We start from the raw sequence: 19,298 nt of genomic DNA on the forward strand, positions 1-19,298 counted from the left end.
TAAAAAACGAGGCTCCAAAAAAACATCACCCTCCTCGTAATGCAAGTTTGTGCGCGCATGGTGTGACGAGAGTGACAGCCATACCTTAAACCGACCTCTAATGCATCTACCCAGAACCGACAGCAGTCACACGCCAGTAATCACAGCCCTGTCTCTAAATACCCTCTTTTTTTAAATCAGCTTCTGATATGTCTGGCGGGTAACTACCACAATGACAGCAGATTACGACCTCTGGTTCTATCAAGGTGATTTTATGGTCAGTTAATGTAACCGTTAGCTACTTGGAACATATCCACCGTTGAAGGCTAAATTGAGCCTCAAATGGTTTGCATTGAGGCCCACTTTACAGAAAGGCTCATCGTCAATAGGATAAAAAGATCCGTGTTTCTAGGTTGGCTAGAGTTACAACTGATACTTCGGCTTGAGTATCTGAGGGCGCCTCACAATAAATATATTTTCGGTACTGTCGTGCGAGCATGGGCAGCTTGCGCTGGTGGAGTATATCAACGAACTTATTTTTTTATCATTTGACGAGGAGGAGCGGTGTGAGCTTTTTTAGGCACTTTTGTTTCAGCTTTATTCTTCCAATGACACTGATTTCTATTAGTTTGTGGGTCGTCTATAACCACTTCGATGATTTTCGGCAAGAATATTATCTTTCGGACGTTTGGGGGACGAAGAGAATACCAGAATTGGCTGTGGTGATTGTGACTGTCTTGGCATATTCAATATCAAATTTAGTTGAGCAAGCCATCGAAAGAACACGATCCCGCAAGTTGGCTGCTCTAGCGACCGGTATGGGTATGCAATTTGACAGTAACTTAAGCTGGAGTTCCTTTTTTCCTAAAAAGTCAAAATACGAATGCTTGGAGCAGTCAGCTGTACCTTTATTACGGAGCTGCTGGTTTAAAAACATCTTTATTGCTAATTCTGAACCTGCGATTTTTGGCTGCAAATACGGCGAGGGATTTGGGCAGTCCCGCTATGATGTATTGCGAACGGTCTACCGACACAAAGGCGAGGTCAATATAAAAAACGAATACAAAAATGAAATAGACTGGAATATTGAGATAGGTGATGGATTTACGATTTATTACAAAGATCGTTACAGGGCATCGCCTAACGTTATTAAAGAGGAATACCGTGAAACACTGAATCTTCACAAGACGCTACGGACTTAGAGGAGACCTTTAATGAGTAACGAGGAGATGAAAGCAAAACGGCCTCTAGCGATCACCGTGCTATCCCTATGTTTTGTGCTAGGTGCAGTTTTGATCGCTCCCACCTTCTTCACGACTTATTACGAGCAGTTTCCGCCTTGGTATGAGTACGCGCTTGCGGTGATTGTAGCCATGGGATTACTTGTATCGATCGGCCTTTGGGAAATGAGAGGGTGGGCAGTGATGTTATATGCGATCTTAACTCTAGTTGGTCAGGCCATGGCATTTACAAATTTTAGTTTGGTGACTATCTTTCGACGTGAAATCAGACTTTAGGAGGTAAGGTCCATGTTGCTGGAAAAACTATTTAGCAGAATTGACGACTCTGCAATGGTTGAGCAAAAACATTCAGAGTCTCTGCTTGCAATTTGCACTCTCGCGTATCAAATCGACGGGAAATTCAGCGCTGAAGAACAAGGAGTCTTTGACGATTTGGTAAAACGAATCCCATGGCATTCGCAGACACGTATTGAGACTTTCCACTCTAAGGTCATCAGCGACGCGAGAGATGCAATAGGCAGAGGCGAAGTGAAGCAATTTGTTGCAGACCATGCACAATCGCTGAGAGGTGATTCTAGCGTATTAGAAGTTGTCAAAGAGCTAAGCGCCTCTGACGGTGAGGTGTCAGAATCTGAAGCTAAGCTACTAAAGTTGCTAGATGCCAGTCTTAAGTGACCAGCTGAAACTCGCTTTAGATTGCAATTCCTCCGACCACCCTGCGTGGCCACTTACTAAGAACAAAAAACCGCTAAACGGCATAATTCACAGCCCTGTTACTAAAGACCAACTTTTTCCAAATTGCCTTCTAATGTGTCTGGTGGGTAACTACCGCGACAGTGACAAGAGTTCTGCCTCCCCCGGTATGTGTTTTTCTTGGGTTTGCTACATCGGCTGCTACAATTTATGGTGTCGAAAGGGCAAGACAGACAGCTAAGTTGTTGATTTATATATGGTGGAAAGTATGGGTTCGACTCCTACCTCTTCCGCCATATTCTGGCCGTAAAGCCTTAGCTTTCACCCCTGTCAGCAAATAAACCCGCAATACTTCTGTCGTTTGGCGAGAGATTGCTCTAGGTTAGTCGCGTCAATTAAGTAAGGAGAGAGACAGTGCAATATGACGAGGTGGTCTCAGGCCGTCGGAGCATTCGGGGTTACACATCAGATCCAGTGCCTCAGTCCCTAATCAAAGAAGTCTTAGGCCTGGCAATGCGCTCGCCCTCCTCCATGAACACTCAGCCCTGGAACTTCACCGTCGTAACGGGCGAAGTGCTTGATCTTATCCGCCAGGGAAATACGGAGCGCAATCTAGCGGGTGTTCCACACTCGCGAGAGTTCCGAATCGGCTCTGCTTTCACCGGACAGCATCGGGATAGACAGGTTGGCGTGGCAAAACAATTGTTTGCTGCAATGGATATTGCCCGTGAAGACGCCGAAAAACGTCAGGATTGGGTGCTAAGAGGTTTCCGCCAGTTTGATGCGCCTGTTTGCATCATCATCACCTACGATGCGGTACTTGCAGATAGCGACGATACGGCATTTGACTGCGGCGCAGTGACCACAGCGCTGGTCAACGCAGCATGGTCGAGAGGTCTGGGCGCTGTCATCAATAGCCAGGGCATCATGCAGTCCCCTGTCGTGCGCGAGCACGCCAATATTCCTGATGATCAAGTCATTATGAAAGCGGTGGCACTTGGGTGGCCCGATGACACATTTCCTGCCAATGCAGTCGTGTCTGAGCGAAAAAGTGTGGACGAAGCAGCCACCTTTCTAGGTTTCACTGAATAATTCTGAAGCCGTTGTGAGCAAAGCCTTGATGCAGTAATGGCGTGTTAAGCCCGGTGAGATGACTCCGTCCCGTATAGAGAAACCGTCCATTGATAGTGCTTCCTGCCAAGCTGAAAAGGTGGCTTCACGCTCGGTGACCAAGAATCATCGCCCCCCACGCCCATGTGAAAGCCATCGAGATACAGCGACAGATAGTCATTGGGTGCCAACTCTGTCGGATGCTTCGCCATATTCAACTTAGTTTGATCGTAAGACGAGACGCTGAACTGGAAATCACCGGATACGCTAATATCGGCTAGCGCCAACCGGCTGCAATCACACCGCAGCCCGTTGTCGCTCGGGAAGATGTAATCAGTGTGCATGTCATCGGCTGAAAGCTCCCAATATCCCAGATGCGCGGCGGTCTTTCGATCCGGATAGTTTTCCTGAGGTCCGCGTCCCTGCCAACTGACGCTCGTCTGACCCGGCGCAGAGTGACAAGCCAGACCGACGGTTAGACCGATCCTAGGTAATGGCGGTACGTGCTCTTCTATGGCGATCTCATGGGCGATTGAGAGATTGCCGCAGGCTGAGAAAGACATTCGCCAAGACGTCTCGAAAACAGCCCGTCCCTCAAATGTGTAACCATGTCGTGCTAGCACGATTCCTTGCTCAGCATCGACTTCGAGCGATAACAAATGATGCTCTAGGTCCCACAGTCCAGCTGCGATCCAGCGACTGCTCCAGGCGTTTGGATCGGGCCGATCGACCTCACTTATACCAATGTCGTTATCCAGCGAGGCTCTCACCACGCTATCGACAAGCGGTTTTTTGAATTTCTCCGTACCGTTAAGCGTCCATTGCTCAATGAACCCCGTCCGCTTATTGATAAGCCAAGTGCTATTCGATGCCGTTATGCTTATTGCCCCATCCGACTGGATAAAAGTGGCCGGCGTTTCGACCACGGGTAATGCCAGCAAGCGCTTATGGGCAACAAATTGCTCTCTTGCAACAACATGTCCTGCGTCCGACCATGCGGTTTCTGTCGGCTGTTCAATGGTTAGGTTTAAGAACAAATCACCCGAATTAGCCGCAGGTTCAGGGAGCTTGAAAACCTCTGTCGCGCCAGGGGCTAAGTCAAGGTGAATCCGGCCCTCCTGCTCGGTGACGCCATCTCTCATCCACTGCCAAGTAAGGATCTCGTTATCGGTTGATCGGAACAAATATTCGCTGGTGACCTTCACCGTCGCAGGCCCTCGATCGAGCAGTTCTAACCGAAAGGGTTGCTGAACTTTTTTCGCTTCAAAGAGAGCGGGGTGTGGGCTGAGGTCCGGGAACACAAGCCCGTTGATACAAAACTGTCGGTCGTTGATCTCATCGCCAAAATCGCCGCCGTATGCCCAAAAATGACGCCCATCTTCCGTCTCACAATCGAGCCCTTGATCGACCCAATCCCATATAAAACCGCCTTGGAGTCGAGGTTGGGTTCGAAAAGCGTCCCAATAGTCTTTAAAGTTTCCAAGCGAGTTCCCCATGGCATGCGCGTACTCACAGAGAATCACCGGTCGACTTTCCTCAGGTCGTTGAATCCAGTTCATGATGGAGGGCACCGCCTGCGTTGCGCCCGGGTACCAGAGGTCCTCATCAACCCGCGCATACATTGGGCAGATAATATCCGTCACTGGCGTACCCGACCCACCGGGTTCGTATTGAATCGGTCGTGACGGGTCAAGCTTGTGAACAGCGGCATACATTGCATCATGCGCGGCGCCATAGCCTGCCTCGTTTCCGAGTGACCAAATAATGATGCAGGGGTGGTTTTTATCGCGTTGCACCATGCGCTCACCGCGAGAGACAAAAGCGGCTTGCCAGTTGGCATCTTCTGCAAGTGCATTCATCGGCTTCATGCCGTGAGTTTCGATGTTTGCCTCGTCGACCACCAGTAACCCCAAGCGATCACAGAGGTCATAAAAACCCTGCTGGTGCGGATAGTGTGAACAACGAACCGCATTGAAATTATTCTGTTTTATGAGCTTAAGTTGTTGCTCCACCCGCTCAAGCGACTCCGCGTGTCCGGTGGCGGGATCGTGCTCATGTTTATTAACACCTCGAATGAGCAGAGGCTCGCCGTTGAGCCGCAGTAATCCGCCAAGAATCTCCACCTCGCGCAGTCCCACGTTACAGGCCTCGCACTCGATTTCATGGCCCGTTGCGTCGAGAAGTGTCAGTGTTAGGCGGTACAAATTGGGACATTCGTGACTCCAGAGCTTCGGCGCCTCAATGGGGAGCTCGATAGTCAGCTTGGTATACGCACCCCACGTACCCGCACCCGCTCGATGAAGCTGCTCAGAAACAAGTGTGTCCTCCCAATATAGACGCAGATGGAGTGCACTCACGCTCGTTGGGGCCTCCTCGTCAGTACCAGCAATGGCAACCTCGGTCACTAGAGTTGCCTTTTGCTCGAGACATCGCGTGGGGCTCACCCTAAAGTCCGCGATGTGACTATTAGGCTTATGCAGCAGTTCGACAGAGCGGAAAATACCGCTCAACCACCACATATCTTGATCCTCAAGATAGCTTCCGTCCGACCAGCGCAAGACCATGACTGCAATACGATTGTCGCCGCCGTGCAAAAAGTCTGTGAGGTCAAATTCGGCAGGTAAACGACTGTCTTGTGAATACCCTACAAACTGCTCGTTGCAGACGAGGTAAAAAGCGCTGTTCACTCCATGAAAGGTCACTCGTGTCCGTCCTGCGGTGAGCCAACTCACCGGAACATTGAATACCTTGGAGTAACAGCCGGTCGGATTTTCCGAGGGAACACGCGGAGGGTCGACGGGAAACGGATATTTCACATTGGTGTAGATAGGCTTGTCGTAGCCTTGCAGCTGCCAGTTACCGGGCACCTCGATAGGTTGAGAGCTGTGCGCGTCTTCGGCAAGCCATGACACGGGGACGTCCTCAGGGCAGTCGAAAAGACGAAACTGCCACTCACCATCCAACAATTGCGTCCGCGACCCTGCCGTCCCAGCGCGTGCCTTACTCTCAATTTGAAACGACCGCAGCGGCACATGGGCAGGCAAGCGATTAATCGCGAAACAGGTTGGATTATGCCAATCCTTAGATCGTCCTTGGCACAGGATATCAATAGCAGCCTGAGTCATGCGGCAAATACAGCTTTCGGGATGGCTTTAGTCACCCTGACAGAAGAGCGCATCCAAGGCTTGGCAAGCACAAGGCTCATAAAAATTACTCGCAGTCCTGCGGGCGTGTCGTAAAGCTCTGCCAAGGGTCTCCGCTGAAGCTATGCCAACGACGCGTCTCACTGACACCGTGGCTACGGACAAAGCCATCCGGCTTACAGGCCATATCATCTTGAATCGCTTTAAACGCGGCGAGTTCACTCGGAGACGAACGCTTGAGTAATTTATGAGAGGCTTCCGCCGTCCCTGGCTTGAGGGAGTAAACCACTGTCCCGGAATCGCAATCAAACGCTACATCTGTGTACGTGGTAGGTAACCAGACAAGCACGTTTGACTTATCGACCTTACCCCGCGTCGTATTTGACGGCATGCTCACTGTCATTGGGAGCTTATCACTAAACTCGTTCATCGCATCTGTAAAGGCGAGACACAGTGCATCACTCACCGCCGCACCGGACTGTAGTGGCCAGAGCGCAACGCATAGCCCCGTCAACCATACTTTTCTCATACCCTTCCCCCACTAAATGCGCACAGCTTTGTCGCTTACCCATGACGCTTCACTTTAGAATAACGAAGACCCGAGCGAGACCCGCAGACCTGCCCCTCGCACTCCATCACGCCGTAGGAAGGCAGTTTAGTCAGTGACCGACTCGAAGTGGGCTTGCATCGCAGCAAGCACCACAGACGGGTCAGAGCGTCGCTGATAATCTTCAGATAAATCACGCCAGAGAACCGTTCCCTCGCGATCAATTAGCAAGGTCGCAGGTACGGGTAACGCCTTCGCGGGCTCGCTACCGGGCGCAGAGTGAACACCTTGATTGCGTAAACCAAAGGCGTCCGTCACTGCCAACTGCTGATCGGACAACATGGTTGCCTGTAAGCCGTGTAAGTGCCGTTTCTCTGCTATGACCTCAGGTAGATCGACACTCACGGTAATCACTTTGACACCACGCTGGTCAAATTCCGTTCGTAATTCTTCCATTCGACGCAACTCGCCGATGCAATAGGGTCACCAATGAGCCCTGAAGAATTTGATCAGAACCAAGTGGCCGTTGAGTGACCGTGAATCGAATTCGACGCCCGCGTCATCAACCGATGTAAAACGTGGAATCGTATCGCCCACTTCAATCGCTACGTCGGGGGAGACAATCTGTTCGCTAATCAACATAGTGCCTGGAAAAAACAGCCCCACCACAATCGCAAATATCGGTGGCACGGCGCCTAACCAACTCGTGCGTTTGATAAACGCTAAAACACCCAAGACGGCGCACAACATAAAGACCAAAGCGAACCCAGTTCGATCGCTTGGTAATGCAACTTGTCCGGTTAAATGGAACCAATACCATGTCGTAAGCCCAGCTAACGCTGCCGCAAAAAGACCGATTTTGGTGCCAAGTTTTATTTTCGCCATTACACAAACTTATCGAAAAAAAACGACGTTTCATAGCGGAATTTAGTGCGGGAGCCTCCATATCGCGATCACTCAATTAGGCCGGGCACTGTCATCCACTGCCTTGTTCAAAAAACGCGTTAAGCTAGCCGCATGTTCAGCACTATCGACTGGGCCGTAGTCGGTCTTTACATTGCGCTCACCACATGGATTGGCCACCGACAAAAAGGGCGTCAGCAAACAACGCATGACTTCTTTTTAGGGGGGCGAAATATCCCTTGGTATGCGGTTAGTGCGTCTATTATTGCGACGACAATCAGCGCAGTTACCTTCATTGGCGTCCCCGCCATAACGTACGCGGCAGGCGGCAACTTTACCTACCTGCAACTCGCCTTAGGCGGCATTCTCGCGCGGCTTCTAATTGCGCGTTTTCTGTTGCCGCGTTATTTCGAAGGCAACTATTACAGTCCCTATGACTTCATGAGTGATCGCTTTGGTGCGGTGACCGGACGGATTACCGCCGGGCTATTCATGATGGGCGGCGTACTCGGTCAAAGTGTGCGGGTCTACGCAACCGCCCTAGTGATCGAACTACTCACCGGCTGGAGTCTCGGCCATAGCATCCTCGTGATCGCCGCGTTCGCTATTTTGTGGACATGGATGGGGGGAGTAGCGGCAGTCATCTGGACCGATGTTGTGCAGTTTTTCGTGCTGGTCATAGGGGCTTTAGCCGCCTTATTCCTCATCACAACAACGCTGCCTGACGGCTGGAGCTCCTTAGTAAGTTTTGGTCAAACCGCCGGAAAATTCCGGCTGCTGGACTTCACAACGGACCCTCGGGTGGCCTTCACCTTCTGGGCTGCGTTGCTTGCCTTGCCTTTTCAGGGCGTTGCCGTCTACGGTACAGACCATCTATTCACTCAACGCCTTATGTGCTGCCGAAATGCCCAAGAAGCCAGAAAGGCACTGCTTTGGAGCATAATGGGTGAGTGCATACCAGCCCTGATGCTGTTAGTGGGCGTTGGGTTATTCACGTTCTACAGCCTACATCCGCTTGATTCGCCCCTCGCTCAACTTGTTTCAGAAAAAGGTGATCGGATATTTCCTATTTTCATTCTCAGCGAGATGCCGGTGGGCCTGAAAGGCTTACTCATAGCAGGCGTGTTAAGTGCCGCTATCTCGAGTCTCGATTCAATACTCGCCGCGCTGTCACAAATTTCCATCACGATGTTTTATCGCCCCTTCATAAAGTCCAACGGAACAGAGGCGCACTACCTCTCGATGTCGCGCTTCTTAGTGGTGCTTTGGGGCGCTTTATTGGGCTTAACAGCGTGGCAATTTTCTCAATCGACCGGCGACCTCATTACCCTCGCGTTCTCAATGACGACCTACACACTTGGTCCGATGCTCGGCCTGTTTATACTGAGTTTACTCAGTGCACGATACCGGATCAGTCACATTACGCCTGCGGTCTGTCTCAGTGTCTTAGTGGTTTTAACGGTGAATGAGCCTGAGCTCTTCACGGGTATTATCCAGCACTCCTTTCAGTCACCGCTTCTAGCATGGCCGTGGCTTTTCCCGATTGGAACGCTCGTCTGTATTGGCTTGGCAATCAGAGCACCTCTTAAACCTAATCAGCCAAAGGTTGCGACCAACGGCGATGATCATCGACCTTAGTGATCGCGCCCTATAAACTCTGGTCCTTAATTTTTAGGATCACGCGACAACGACATGTACATCACCCCACCCGATTCTTCTCTTAGCGGCACAAGCTTTATCGAGAGTGCTGAAAACCCAACGCCCATCGAGCTCGTAAAAACCGCAGATTTCAACGGGCGTGAAGCCTCCCTTGATGCCTATCAAAAGGCGTCACTTAAGCGGCAAGATTTTTCTGCCGCGAAAGGGCAAAGGGCTTGGCTTAAATGCGGAGACCAGTTCAAGGTGTTGGTAGGTTGGGATGGACAAGACGACCTAGCAACACTTGGCGGGCTGCCTCTCCTGCTCACAGAAGGTGATTACTACCTTGAGACTCCCGTATCTGATCTGCAGTTGATCGGTTGGGGGATGGGCAGCTACCAATTCAATCGCTACAAAAAAGCAAGCCGTGCGCCGGCACGTCTCGTCATGCCCGAGGGTGTTGACAGCAAACGCGTCATCAATACCACTCGTTCAGTCGCACTTTGCCGAGATCTTATAAATACGCCTGCGCAAGACATGGCGCCCTCGCACCTCGAAGCTGAGTCGCGCGACATGGCAGCGCACTTTGGCGCGAACATCAGCGTTACTGTGGGAGATGAGCTTTTAGCAGCAGGCTGCGGGGCTATTCATGCTGTTGGTCGTGCGGCTGATGACGCGCCGCGCCTCATTGACCTCACCTGGGGGGATGAGAATGCGCCCAAAATTACGATCGTGGGGAAAGGTGTCACGTTCGACAGCGGAGGCTTGGATATGAAGCCAGGCTCGGCAATGCGCATGATGAAAAAAGATATGGGCGGTGCGGCCAATGCCATCGGCCTCGCTTACCTGATCATGGCAGAACAGCTACCGGTGCGATTGCGCTTACTCGTTCCAACGGCTGAAAACGCGATCTCGGGTAACGCATTTAGACCCGGCGATATTTTGCACACGCACAAAGGTCTGACGGTTGAAATCGACAACACGGACGCAGAAGGCAGACTTCTCCTCTGTGACGCGCTGTCAATTGCAACCGAAGATAAGCCTGATGCGATCTTTGACTACGCAACGCTCACCGGCTCAGCCAGATCAGCTGTCGGCGCCGAGGTCTCGGCCATGTTCTGTAACAGCGATGCACTTGCCGATTCCATTTCACATTCGGGTCGCGATACGGATGACCCCGTGTGGCGAATGCCTCTGCACGGTGACTACAACCACATGCTCAACTCAAAAGTGGCTGACATGGTGAATTGCGCGCCATCGCCCTACGCAGGCGCCATAACAGCGGCGCTATTTTTAGAGCGTTTTGTTGACGACATGCCTTGGATGCACTTTGATATTAATGCCTTTAATACACGCAGCCGACCCGGACATCCCGAGGGCGGTGAGGCCATGGCTCTGCGCGCTGTATTCGACTATCTCAGACGCACCTACGCTTAACGCTTCAGAGTGTATTAGCGGCCTCACCTAGACGGCTGTGACGGATGCGCCCTCGCCTGGGACTCAAGTATGGCGTGAAGGATGCCTTCTTACTGATTACTCAGTTTGAGGGGATCAAACCGTCTCAGCTGAGCCGAACGCACCTTTGCCCACACCCTCGAAGGCCTTGACTTGAACAGCAAGGCCACAGTCCGTCGACGCTGCTAACGCCAAATGATTGGCAATATTTTCCACCGTACTCACGCAGGGGACCACAAATACCTGATGTTCAGGCATCGAGAGTGAGAAATGGCCTTGGGCCGCGTCGTAGGCCATGTCAATGTGCGCCATGCCGTTGTGTACAGTCTTCCCCGAAATATGCTCTTCGCTTGCAATGTAAATATCTCGGAGCTTTGCTACCCACTGAGCTTCTAGTTCGCGATCTCGAGCGCCGTGAACTGAGAGCTCCAAACGTGAGCGATGACCATGGGCAATACGCTGACATTGCCCTTGGTGTTTTTGAAGGCCATGACTGTAGTGGAAAAAAGCCCCGTCGATTTCCTCGCAACGCAGCTTTACAAGCACATCCGACACGTTATCAGGTAAGACGCTTCTCAACTGCAGCGCCAAGTCCTCGGCTACCACTTCCGCTGAGATCACATCACAGGTCACCAGGAGCACGGCGTCTCGTGGCGACTGGTGCCGAATCAGACCACCATTGGCCAGCGAAAACTCGACCAGAAGATCATTACCCACCGACTGCGTCCGACATCCAGCGTATGCAGCGGGAACAAGGAGGCGATGATCGGCTTGCGCGTCAATCAGCTGCTTAATCTGTTTTTTAACATGTCCAAAATCAAAAACCATGCCCTGATCATCGAGCTCGCCGCCGAGTTCTATATCAACGATCCAGGACTCCCCCACCACACCACGATCGGCATCAAGGTACGAGAAATCCATCACTGTAAGGTTGTCTACAAATAATCGAGCCACTTTCGCCTCTGACCAAAATCCTACTTGCGCCGTCCGTGTTAGCTTGTCTGCACGTGTTTGAAGTACGACAGCTAATGGTAACGTTCCAGATTGGGGTGGAATCCCGCAGTGTAACGTATAGAATGCTCGCTCGCTGACGGTTGAGATCACTGTCGGTAATATGTCGCCTTACAGCATGAACAAACGAGTTGTGAATGAACCACAACGGAGTCAACGCAGTAAGGATGGCAAGGAAAGGTCGGGGCGAATGTGGGGCGCAGGTCATACAGAATCGTCACGAGGCTTGAATCCTTGCCAGACACGAGCGGCGACGGGTGAGGCTCATTGAGCATCCGCGCAAATTTGACATGTATTAGTGAAGCTTTAAATGAATCCTTCCGACACCCTTCCTGATATCACCAGTGAAGCGCTTGCCCAGCGAGGCTCGCCGCTGCAGTGGGTAGGTATGGAGCAGTTGGATCTGCCTGTTTCGATCGCACTTGAGAACGGCGAAACCGTGCAGGCGCCTGCCAAGGCAAATGTCTTCGTAAGCCTCGACGACACAGCCAGCAAAGGCATTCACATGTCCCGGCTGCATGCACTTGTTCAAAAATTAGGCCGTCAGCTGTGCAGCCGAGAAACAATCGACCGCTTTTTGACTGAGTGCGTTGAATCGCAAGCGGGAATCAGTGCTCACGCAAAAATCGAATTACACTTTGACCTATTACTTGAGAAACCGGCGCTTCTGAGTGGTGAGGTCGGCTATCAAGCCTACCCCGTTTCGCTCATAGGGACAGTAATCAGTGGCGAGTTCCATTATGAGCTTGGCTATACAGTGCCCTATTCCAGCACATGCCCCTGCTCTGCATCGCTTGCGCGTCAACTCTTCGCAAACGCAGTAGATGAGCAATTTGAAGGTGATGTCATCGACAAGGCGCGCTTACTTGAATGGATGCAAAGCGAATCTGGAAGCGTTGCAACGCCACACGCACAACGCTCTTATGCTTACGTAAAATTAGTATCTGACGCGCCGACTTGGCCTGCTTTTGACACGGTGATACGCACCATTGAAAGCATGATTGGCACGCCGGTTCAGACGGCCGTAAAACGAGTGGATGAGCAGGAATTTGCGAGATTGAACGCGCAAAACCTCATGTTTTGCGAAGATGCAGCTCGACGTATCAAACACGCCTTAGAGGCGATGCCACATGTCGTTGATTACTGGTTGAAGGTCGATCATCAGGAAAGCCTTCACGCCCACAACGCTGTAGCGATTGACCGTAAATCCAAAAATTAACGCAAGCTTGGGCGCGTCATCTGTCATTCAGATGAATAGGTCGCCACCCTCTTTGGTCTCTCAAACGACTTACCGGTAATCACTCAATGTTGGGCCCAAGGCATCTTCAAGAGGCCCAAGGTACGCCCCAAAGTGTTGCCACTGCTCCATTCCTGACTTGTAAATGGGTTGCCGCACCTGCTCCGCGCTGGGTGTCCTGACGGCCCGCTCCGTTTCATGAAAATCGAGGCAGGCTTGCTCAAATGGCAGATCACAATAATCAAGGATACGACGAACCTGACGCTCGAGATCCTCGACGACATCCTCATGCTGAACCCGCAGGATACGCCCCGGGAGCACTTGCTCCCAATGGGCCATCACGTCGACATAGGCACGGTAATACCGACCAATCTCGTCAAGCCCGTAGGTAAACTCCTGCCCCTCAGCAAACAGCTGCTTGAAGCCACTAAAACAGCAGGCCATCGGATGGCGGCGGGCGTCAATAATCTTTGCCTTAGGCAATATGAGCTGAATAAGTGGGATATGACGGAAATTATTCGGCATCTTGTCAATAAAGTAGATGCCGTCACCTCTGTGGTGCTCGGTTTCCTGAATAAACTGCTCACCGAGCTGTCGTGTCTGTGCTTCGGTAAGTTGAGCCAAAACCTTCGGGTACGGCGACGCTCCGGTTCGTCGTTTCTGACCGTTTAACCTGTTCGCTGTCCCAATGATATTAGCGAGCTCCATAGTCCCATCGACAAGACTGTGAGAGGCCAGTATCTGCTCGAGCAGGGTAGACCCTGCGCGGGGTAATCCGAGAATAAAGATCGGCGCCTCGGTTGCGTGGCCAAAGCCGCTTCGCTCCTCAAAAAAACCACCATCAAAAAGTGCTTTTTGGGCCGTCAGCTCTTGTTCGACTGTCTCGGATCGATAGCCACTTTCTGCGCGCTTTAGGGCGTTGCCCTTGTCGTAATACCCAAAGGATCGCGCGTAATCGCCGAGGTCCTCGAACGCCTTTCCGAGCGCAAAGCACAAGTGAAACCGGTTTTCAGTGATGATTGACGAAGACGCTTCCTGCTCGACCATTTGAGCCAACTCTGACTCTGAGAACCGATAGGTCTTCAGATTAGCCAAACTCCAGTACGCGTCACCGTAATCCGGTTGCGCGCGATAGGCACGCTGATAGGATTCCACCGCCTCATCAGCACGCCCACTGGTTTTCAGCGCATGACCGCGGGAAGTCAATATTCTCGCCATCTCGCCGTGTTCCTTGAGCACCTTGTCATACACGGACAACGCACCTGAGAAATCACCCACCGCCTGCTGCTGAGCCGCGAGGGTGACATCATAGACCATGTTTTCGGGAGACCTCGCCCGCAAGTGCAGCGCCTGATTGAGTGCCTTATCAAACTTTTGCCGTTTGTGGAGAACCTGAACATAGTCGAGTCGAGCACGCTCATACTCCGGATAGAATTCGACACATGACTCAAGCAGATACTCTGCGTCGTCAAATATTTGTAGCTGGCTGCCAATTTCAGCAAGCAGCCTCATACCCTCTTGATGATGGGGCTTTTTCTGCAGAAATTGTCGACAGATCTGCTCGGCAACATACAACTTGCCCTCGTAAAGTAAGCTCGTGACCGTCTGTAACTCGCTCGGCATGCCGTCAAGCCAACGGATGTGATTAGCCGCTTCTACTTTGCGATCAGCTAAGCCTAACTGTCCATAGCGACCATGAAGCGCTTTCCAGCTCGCAAGCAGTGCGGGGTTAAGCGACACGGCCCGTTCAAAGGCCTCAAGCGCTGACTCATTTCGTTTTAAGGCAATGAGGTTGTAGGCCTCTTCCTGATAGGCGCGACCATAATCCGGATGCGCAGCGAACAGCGACTGAAGTGTGTTACGGGCAGCGACTGAGTCGCCTTGCTGCCTCATAGTCACCGCCAAGTAATACAGTGCGTCTTTGTGAGTGGGGTCCGAATCAAGGATAGCGTGCAAGGCTCTCACCGCTTCAGCCCGATTACCGGATTGAAGCTGCCGCTTGGCCTCAGACAAGATTGCGTCGTTCCCTTGTAACTTACTGTTTTCCACTGTCACTGACTAAACTCGTAAAGTTGATGTTTTAAACTAAAAAAGGCGCTCCACTGGAGCGCCTTGTATTTTTACCGCATTTGCAAACGACTTAGAAACGATAGCTCAGACGGACACCGAACGTGCGAGGACGATTCGGAGTGGTCTTGATAATGTCGTCTTCGTTACTAATGAAGAGGTCTGCAAGCTCATCTGTCAGGTTCTCGCCAAAGACCGTGATGGTCATATTTTCCAGGTCATACCCAAGACTCGCATCCCAAGTACGGTAGCTATCCATCTGGAAGTCGGCACCGGTGACGATTGCACTGATTTGATCATCCGTATACTGGTGAACAAGCTGCGCAAACATGCGATTACCGTTACCAATCTCCCAGTCATAGCGCGCTCTGAGCACGTACTGCAGCTCTGGAGCCAAGGCGAGGGAACTTCCGGGCTGACGAAGACCTACAATATTTGCCGGTACTCTAGTCAGTTCACTGTCGTTAAATGACACGTTCGCGAACAGGGTCAAATTCTCATTTGCCTGCCACACGCTGTCGATTTCCATGCCCGTAATCTCAGCATCCGACACATTGTCAATGAATGTAAGGTTCGAGATATCGAAGTCTAGGACACCAATCTGCATGGCTTCCCACTCAATACGATAGATGGCACCGTTAAACCGGAGCGTGTCATCCATCATTGTCATCTTCCAACCAAACTCAAGGTTGGTCACCTCATCTGACTCGTAGAAGTCAGGTACGAATGGCCCCTCAGGGTTAGCGCTTGACCCACCATTTCGGTTAAAGCCGCCAGGGCGGTAACCCTCAGACCAGGTTCCGTAGATCATGGTGCTATCGTCGATATTCCACTGAACATTCAACTTCATGATCGTGTCGCTAAGATCTGCAGGGCTCGAGCCTTCCAGTACTTCATCAACGTTACGGCCCCAGTCTAGATCGCCCGTGCCGTAGTCTCGGTTTGCAAAGTTAGAGCTGCCTTTAAGACCGATCTCAATGTCGTAGCGGCGAACACCAAAGGTCGCGGTCACGTCGTCGCTGATGTCGTAGTACAACTCACCAAAGAACGAGAGTTCCTTCTTGCTTCGAGTGAAGTCGTTGAAGAAAACAACGCCGGGAGGACGCGTATTCGGATTGCTTGAGGTCGCTCCGGGAATGGGCGCATTCGGTACGAATCCGGCTTCCACAGACGACGGATAGTTCCAATCACCCTGCTCAACGTTCTCAGTATCATCGGCAAATACACCGATCATGGCGCGTAAACGTCGATCGGCATCTGTATTAACTCGGAATTCGTGCGTTGTTCTTTCCGTGTTGTAGTACTGATCGAGGAAAAACGCGGTCTCACCACAGCTCGTATAAGACGTATTACAAATGTAATAGGGAATATACGGGCCGTTATTGGCATAACCCGAGTAATCCGAGATGCCTTCGACCAATCTGTCTAGGTACGAACCGGTGTAAATAAGGTCCAAGTTCGCCATACGACCTGAGACAGTCCATGTCGTTAGGTCGAATTCGTCATCGGCGAAGTCAGGTTGATAAGACTCCGAGTTCAAGTCGCCCAGCGTTGGATCGTAATCCCAGACACCCTCAGTCTCAATTGTCTGGCTGGTATGCTGCAATTGCACATCCCAGTCATCATTAGGCGCCCACCGAAGGCTCGCTCTGTAGCCCTCGTACGTCGCATCATTAAAGTTGTCTTCGACAAGATCCTCGTTTGTAGAGATCGCCCGCTCAGCTGGCTCTCGCCCACCGAGACCTGGGTTGCTGTAGGGGAGTAATCGACTGCCACTCACGTTATTGATGTAGCCGCCCTCTTTGGCACGGTAAACAGCAACCCGGGCAGCGAGTTTGTCATCAACGAGCGGAATGTTTGCATAAGCCTCAATAGCGCTGCTGTTGTCGGCTGACGACGTGTTAGAACCCATCAAATCGATACCACCAGAGAATTCGTTGAATTCTGGCTTGTTCGTAATCAATCTGACCGTTCCAGCCTGAGAACTTGCTCCATAGAGCGTCCCCTGTGGACCCGGCAACACCTCCACACGGTTCATATCGGTCATGTAGGGGTCGATATTTCGACCACCCATGGATATCGGCGCTTCGTCTAAGTAGAGCGCGACAGTCGGCTCAAGACCCACAGCACCCGCGATCTTCAGACCTCCTTTACCGGTCGAAACACCGCGAATGAAAATTTCATTACGACCCGGACCACGGCCCCCCGAGGTCACCCCTGCAAGGTTCTTGATGTAGTCTTTGAAGTTACCAATACCCAAGTCTTCAAGCGTGTCTTCACCCAGGGCTTGGATGGTAATGGGGATGTCTTGCGCACTTTCCGTACGCTTCGTGGCCGTAACGACCACCTCCTCAAGCTGCGCGTGTGCCGAGGTCGCGGTAATCGCGCTGACGGTTAACGCGGAGATCGCATGGCTAAGTGTTTTCTTTTGGAACATCTGGGCCTCTCTCATTCTGTTTATGGGCTGTTCATCTCTGACTCAGCGAAACCTTTTAGAGATGTGCGTCGGACTCTTTCGCTTTTTTAATTATGTACGCCGAACTGACCATAACCTTACGGATTTAGATAACAAATTCAAGCACAGTCATAGGTTGGCTCAGCTGTTATCGAGCCATTATTTACTGACATTTCCACGTTATTTGCGGATTTTAGAGGGCACGCCGCCGTGCGTTTGACAGGGGTTAGTCTTTGTCCCGGACACCGGAAGTAATACCCCAGCGATTCACAAGATCGTTCTCAAGTTCGAACAAATCTAAAACACGCCCGACACTGTGGTTAATGATGTCATCGACGCTCTCAGGGCGTGTATACATGGCAGGCAGCGGCGGTGCGATGATCGCCCCCATTTCCGATAGTGCCGTCATCGTTCTCAAGTGCCCCGTATGAAACGGCGTCTCACGCACCATCAAAACGAGTTTCCTGCGCTCTTTTAGGACAACGTCGGCCGCTCGGGTAAGGAGCGATGAGGTAACGCCAGTCGCGATTTCCGACATGGTTCGCACAGAGCACGGTGCAATTACCATACCAGCTGTCGGAAAGGACCCGCTGGAGACCGCGGCCCCAACGTCTTTTACTGGATACCAGTGATCAGCCAATGCTTTTACGTCATCAGCGCGCAGGTCACTTTCATAACTAAGCGTCAGTTCTGCGGACTTACTCATGACTAAATGAGTCTCAATGTCCGACGCGCGCAACGCTTCGAGCATACGGATACCGTAAATGATGCCCGAGGCGCCGCTGATTCCTACGATTAGTTTCTGTCTGCTCATCTGGGGTAACTCTACCTTCTCTGAAAAGACCCAATGTGCTTAAGCTAGGCCCAATTAATAGCTCACCGTTAGCGGCATTGGCCCTTTATCGAGAGACCATACACAACCGACTTACAACGAGTGCGACTCTAACCCCAAAGCACCCGTCATGTCACAGATTGGGCATTGAGGCTCGGGTATTAGCTTGGACACGACGGCTTACCTCGTCACGCCTTGGTCACTGCTGCCATGGCATTATTGCAGATGCCTATTTCGCAAATTTCGATGATATTTCCCACAGGAAGCTCCCCTAGCACAATGCAAGAAAGCCACAGAACGTAGACCGGCGACCGTGAGGGAAGCCAGAAAGAACTGATCACTACGGAAGGAATTTGGTGGAGCCAGGCGGGATCGAACCGCCGACCTCAACACTGCCAGTGTTGCGCTCTCCCAGCTGAGCTATGGCCCCAAATCGAAGAGGCCGAACGTTACGAGTAAGCGCGGCCGGTGTCAAGGCGGAATCAGGTTTGCTATGGTGTCGGAGGCAAATCTGGGAGGCAAAAAATGTTTGGTCAATTACTGTTGGGTGTTACAGGCGCCATTTTCTTCGGTTTAGGTGTCATTAGCGTTTATGACCCAGAAATTCCTGCTGGTTGGTCGGGTTTATTTATTGCCTCTCAAGACGCCTATGCGGAGATAGCCGCCATGTATGGCGGTATGGAAATTGCCGTAGGCTCTATCTTGCTTGCTTCGGCCGTTATCAAAGAATACTTGAAGGCCGGCCTGTGGCTATTGTTTGTCATTATCTTTTACATTGGCGCCGCAAGAGCCTTTACCGTAATCCGTGAGCTCGACTCGACGGTAGAGGTTGCAGGCAGCCAAGTCGGCATTGAGATGACGTCTAGCTTCACCAGCTATACGTGGGGTGTTCTAACGTTTGAGATCGTGGTCGCCATTTTGGCACTCATCGCACTTCTCAACCGGCCGCGCTAGCCACTCACCACATTCAAAGCGGCAGCGCGGTGT

The 19,298-nt window shown here is 51.6% G+C and carries 16 protein-coding genes and 1 tRNA gene; 8 read left to right on the plus strand and 9 right to left on the minus strand.

The window, feature by feature from the left end; translation table 11 throughout:
- Nucleotides 1-545 precede the first annotated feature (545 nt).
- The 4 genes from E0F26_RS10760 (at nucleotide 546) to E0F26_RS10775 (ending at nucleotide 3,005) form a co-directional block, all read left to right on the plus strand.
- Nucleotides 546-1,181: a hypothetical protein gene (locus E0F26_RS10760; protein ID WP_279241661.1), complete on the plus strand. Its 636-nt coding sequence runs from the start codon at nucleotides 546-548 to the stop codon at nucleotides 1,179-1,181.
- Nucleotides 1,182-1,193: 12 nt separating this feature from the next.
- Entirely contained in the window at nucleotides 1,194-1,496 is a 303-nt protein-coding gene (locus E0F26_RS10765; RefSeq protein ID WP_279241662.1) for a hypothetical protein, read from the plus strand.
- A gap of 12 nt (nucleotides 1,497-1,508) precedes the next feature.
- Nucleotides 1,509-1,895, plus strand: coding sequence for a hypothetical protein (locus E0F26_RS10770; protein ID WP_279241663.1), 387 nt, complete (start codon nucleotides 1,509-1,511; stop codon nucleotides 1,893-1,895).
- A 432-nt stretch (nucleotides 1,896-2,327) separates the two neighbouring features.
- Complete coding sequence (locus E0F26_RS10775) at nucleotides 2,328-3,005, plus strand: nitroreductase (RefSeq protein WP_279241664.1); 678 nt, start codon at nucleotides 2,328-2,330, stop codon at nucleotides 3,003-3,005.
- Nucleotides 3,006-3,049: 44 nt separating this feature from the next.
- Here E0F26_RS10775 and E0F26_RS10780 read toward each other — a convergent pair whose 3' ends face one another.
- The 4 genes from E0F26_RS10780 to E0F26_RS10795 form a co-directional block, all read right to left on the minus strand.
- On the minus strand, nucleotides 3,050-6,148 hold the full coding sequence (locus tag E0F26_RS10780) for a beta-galactosidase (RefSeq protein ID WP_279241665.1): 3,099 nt from the start codon (nucleotides 6,146-6,148) through the stop codon (nucleotides 3,050-3,052).
- Nucleotides 6,149-6,233: 85 nt separating this feature from the next.
- Complete coding sequence (locus tag E0F26_RS10785; protein WP_279241666.1) at nucleotides 6,234-6,695, minus strand: hypothetical protein; 462 nt, start codon at nucleotides 6,693-6,695, stop codon at nucleotides 6,234-6,236.
- Nucleotides 6,696-6,821: 126 nt separating this feature from the next.
- The gene (locus tag E0F26_RS10790; RefSeq protein WP_279243225.1) at nucleotides 6,822-7,187 is read right to left on the minus strand and encodes a redoxin domain-containing protein; all 366 of its coding nucleotides are present in this window, start codon (nucleotides 7,185-7,187) and stop codon (nucleotides 6,822-6,824) included.
- Between the two features lie 9 nt (nucleotides 7,188-7,196).
- Nucleotides 7,197-7,598 carry a hypothetical protein gene (locus E0F26_RS10795; RefSeq protein WP_279241667.1) on the minus strand — a complete coding sequence of 134 codons (402 nt, stop codon included), beginning with the start codon at nucleotides 7,596-7,598 and terminating at the stop codon, nucleotides 7,197-7,199.
- Between the two features lie 132 nt (nucleotides 7,599-7,730).
- On the opposite strand from E0F26_RS10795, the gene E0F26_RS10800 reads away from it, so the two are divergent.
- Both E0F26_RS10800 and E0F26_RS10805 read left to right on the plus strand, forming a co-directional pair.
- On the plus strand, nucleotides 7,731-9,254 hold the full coding sequence (locus tag E0F26_RS10800; protein ID WP_279241668.1) for a sodium:solute symporter family transporter: 1,524 nt from the start codon (nucleotides 7,731-7,733) through the stop codon (nucleotides 9,252-9,254).
- Between the two features lie 54 nt (nucleotides 9,255-9,308).
- Nucleotides 9,309-10,691: a leucyl aminopeptidase family protein gene (locus E0F26_RS10805; RefSeq protein WP_279241669.1), complete on the plus strand. Its 1,383-nt coding sequence runs from the start codon at nucleotides 9,309-9,311 to the stop codon at nucleotides 10,689-10,691.
- A gap of 114 nt (nucleotides 10,692-10,805) precedes the next feature.
- Here the strand turns inward: E0F26_RS10805 and E0F26_RS10810 are convergent, their stop codons facing one another.
- A complete protein-coding gene (locus E0F26_RS10810) occupies nucleotides 10,806-11,663 on the minus strand; it encodes a 6-carboxytetrahydropterin synthase (protein ID WP_279241670.1) in 858 nt (285 codons plus the stop codon).
- A 367-nt stretch (nucleotides 11,664-12,030) separates the two neighbouring features.
- Between E0F26_RS10810 and folE2 the strand changes: the two genes are divergently transcribed.
- Nucleotides 12,031-12,939, plus strand: coding sequence for a GTP cyclohydrolase FolE2 (folE2, locus tag E0F26_RS10815; protein ID WP_279241671.1), 909 nt, complete (start codon nucleotides 12,031-12,033; stop codon nucleotides 12,937-12,939).
- A gap of 69 nt (nucleotides 12,940-13,008) precedes the next feature.
- Here the strand turns inward: folE2 and E0F26_RS10820 are convergent, their stop codons facing one another.
- The 4 genes from E0F26_RS10820 to E0F26_RS10835 form a co-directional block, all read right to left on the minus strand.
- Entirely contained in the window at nucleotides 13,009-15,012 is a 2,004-nt protein-coding gene (locus E0F26_RS10820) for a tetratricopeptide repeat-containing sulfotransferase family protein (protein WP_279241672.1), read from the minus strand.
- An 85-nt stretch (nucleotides 15,013-15,097) separates the two neighbouring features.
- On the minus strand, nucleotides 15,098-17,461 hold the full coding sequence (locus E0F26_RS10825; RefSeq protein ID WP_279241673.1) for a TonB-dependent receptor: 2,364 nt from the start codon (nucleotides 17,459-17,461) through the stop codon (nucleotides 15,098-15,100).
- A 244-nt stretch (nucleotides 17,462-17,705) separates the two neighbouring features.
- The gene (locus tag E0F26_RS10830) at nucleotides 17,706-18,293 is read right to left on the minus strand and encodes a UbiX family flavin prenyltransferase (protein ID WP_279241674.1); all 588 of its coding nucleotides are present in this window, start codon (nucleotides 18,291-18,293) and stop codon (nucleotides 17,706-17,708) included.
- Between the two features lie 372 nt (nucleotides 18,294-18,665).
- Nucleotides 18,666-18,741: transfer RNA gene (locus E0F26_RS10835), tRNA-Ala, on the minus strand.
- A gap of 95 nt (nucleotides 18,742-18,836) precedes the next feature.
- On the opposite strand from E0F26_RS10835, the gene E0F26_RS10840 reads away from it, so the two are divergent.
- Nucleotides 18,837-19,265, plus strand: coding sequence for a hypothetical protein (locus E0F26_RS10840; protein WP_279241675.1), 429 nt, complete (start codon nucleotides 18,837-18,839; stop codon nucleotides 19,263-19,265).
- Nucleotides 19,266-19,298: the final 33 nt, after the last annotated feature.

It is taken from the genome of Candidatus Paraluminiphilus aquimaris (assembly GCF_026230195.1).
In the GTDB taxonomy this organism is placed as follows: domain Bacteria; phylum Pseudomonadota; class Gammaproteobacteria; order Pseudomonadales; family Halieaceae; genus Luminiphilus; species Luminiphilus aquimaris.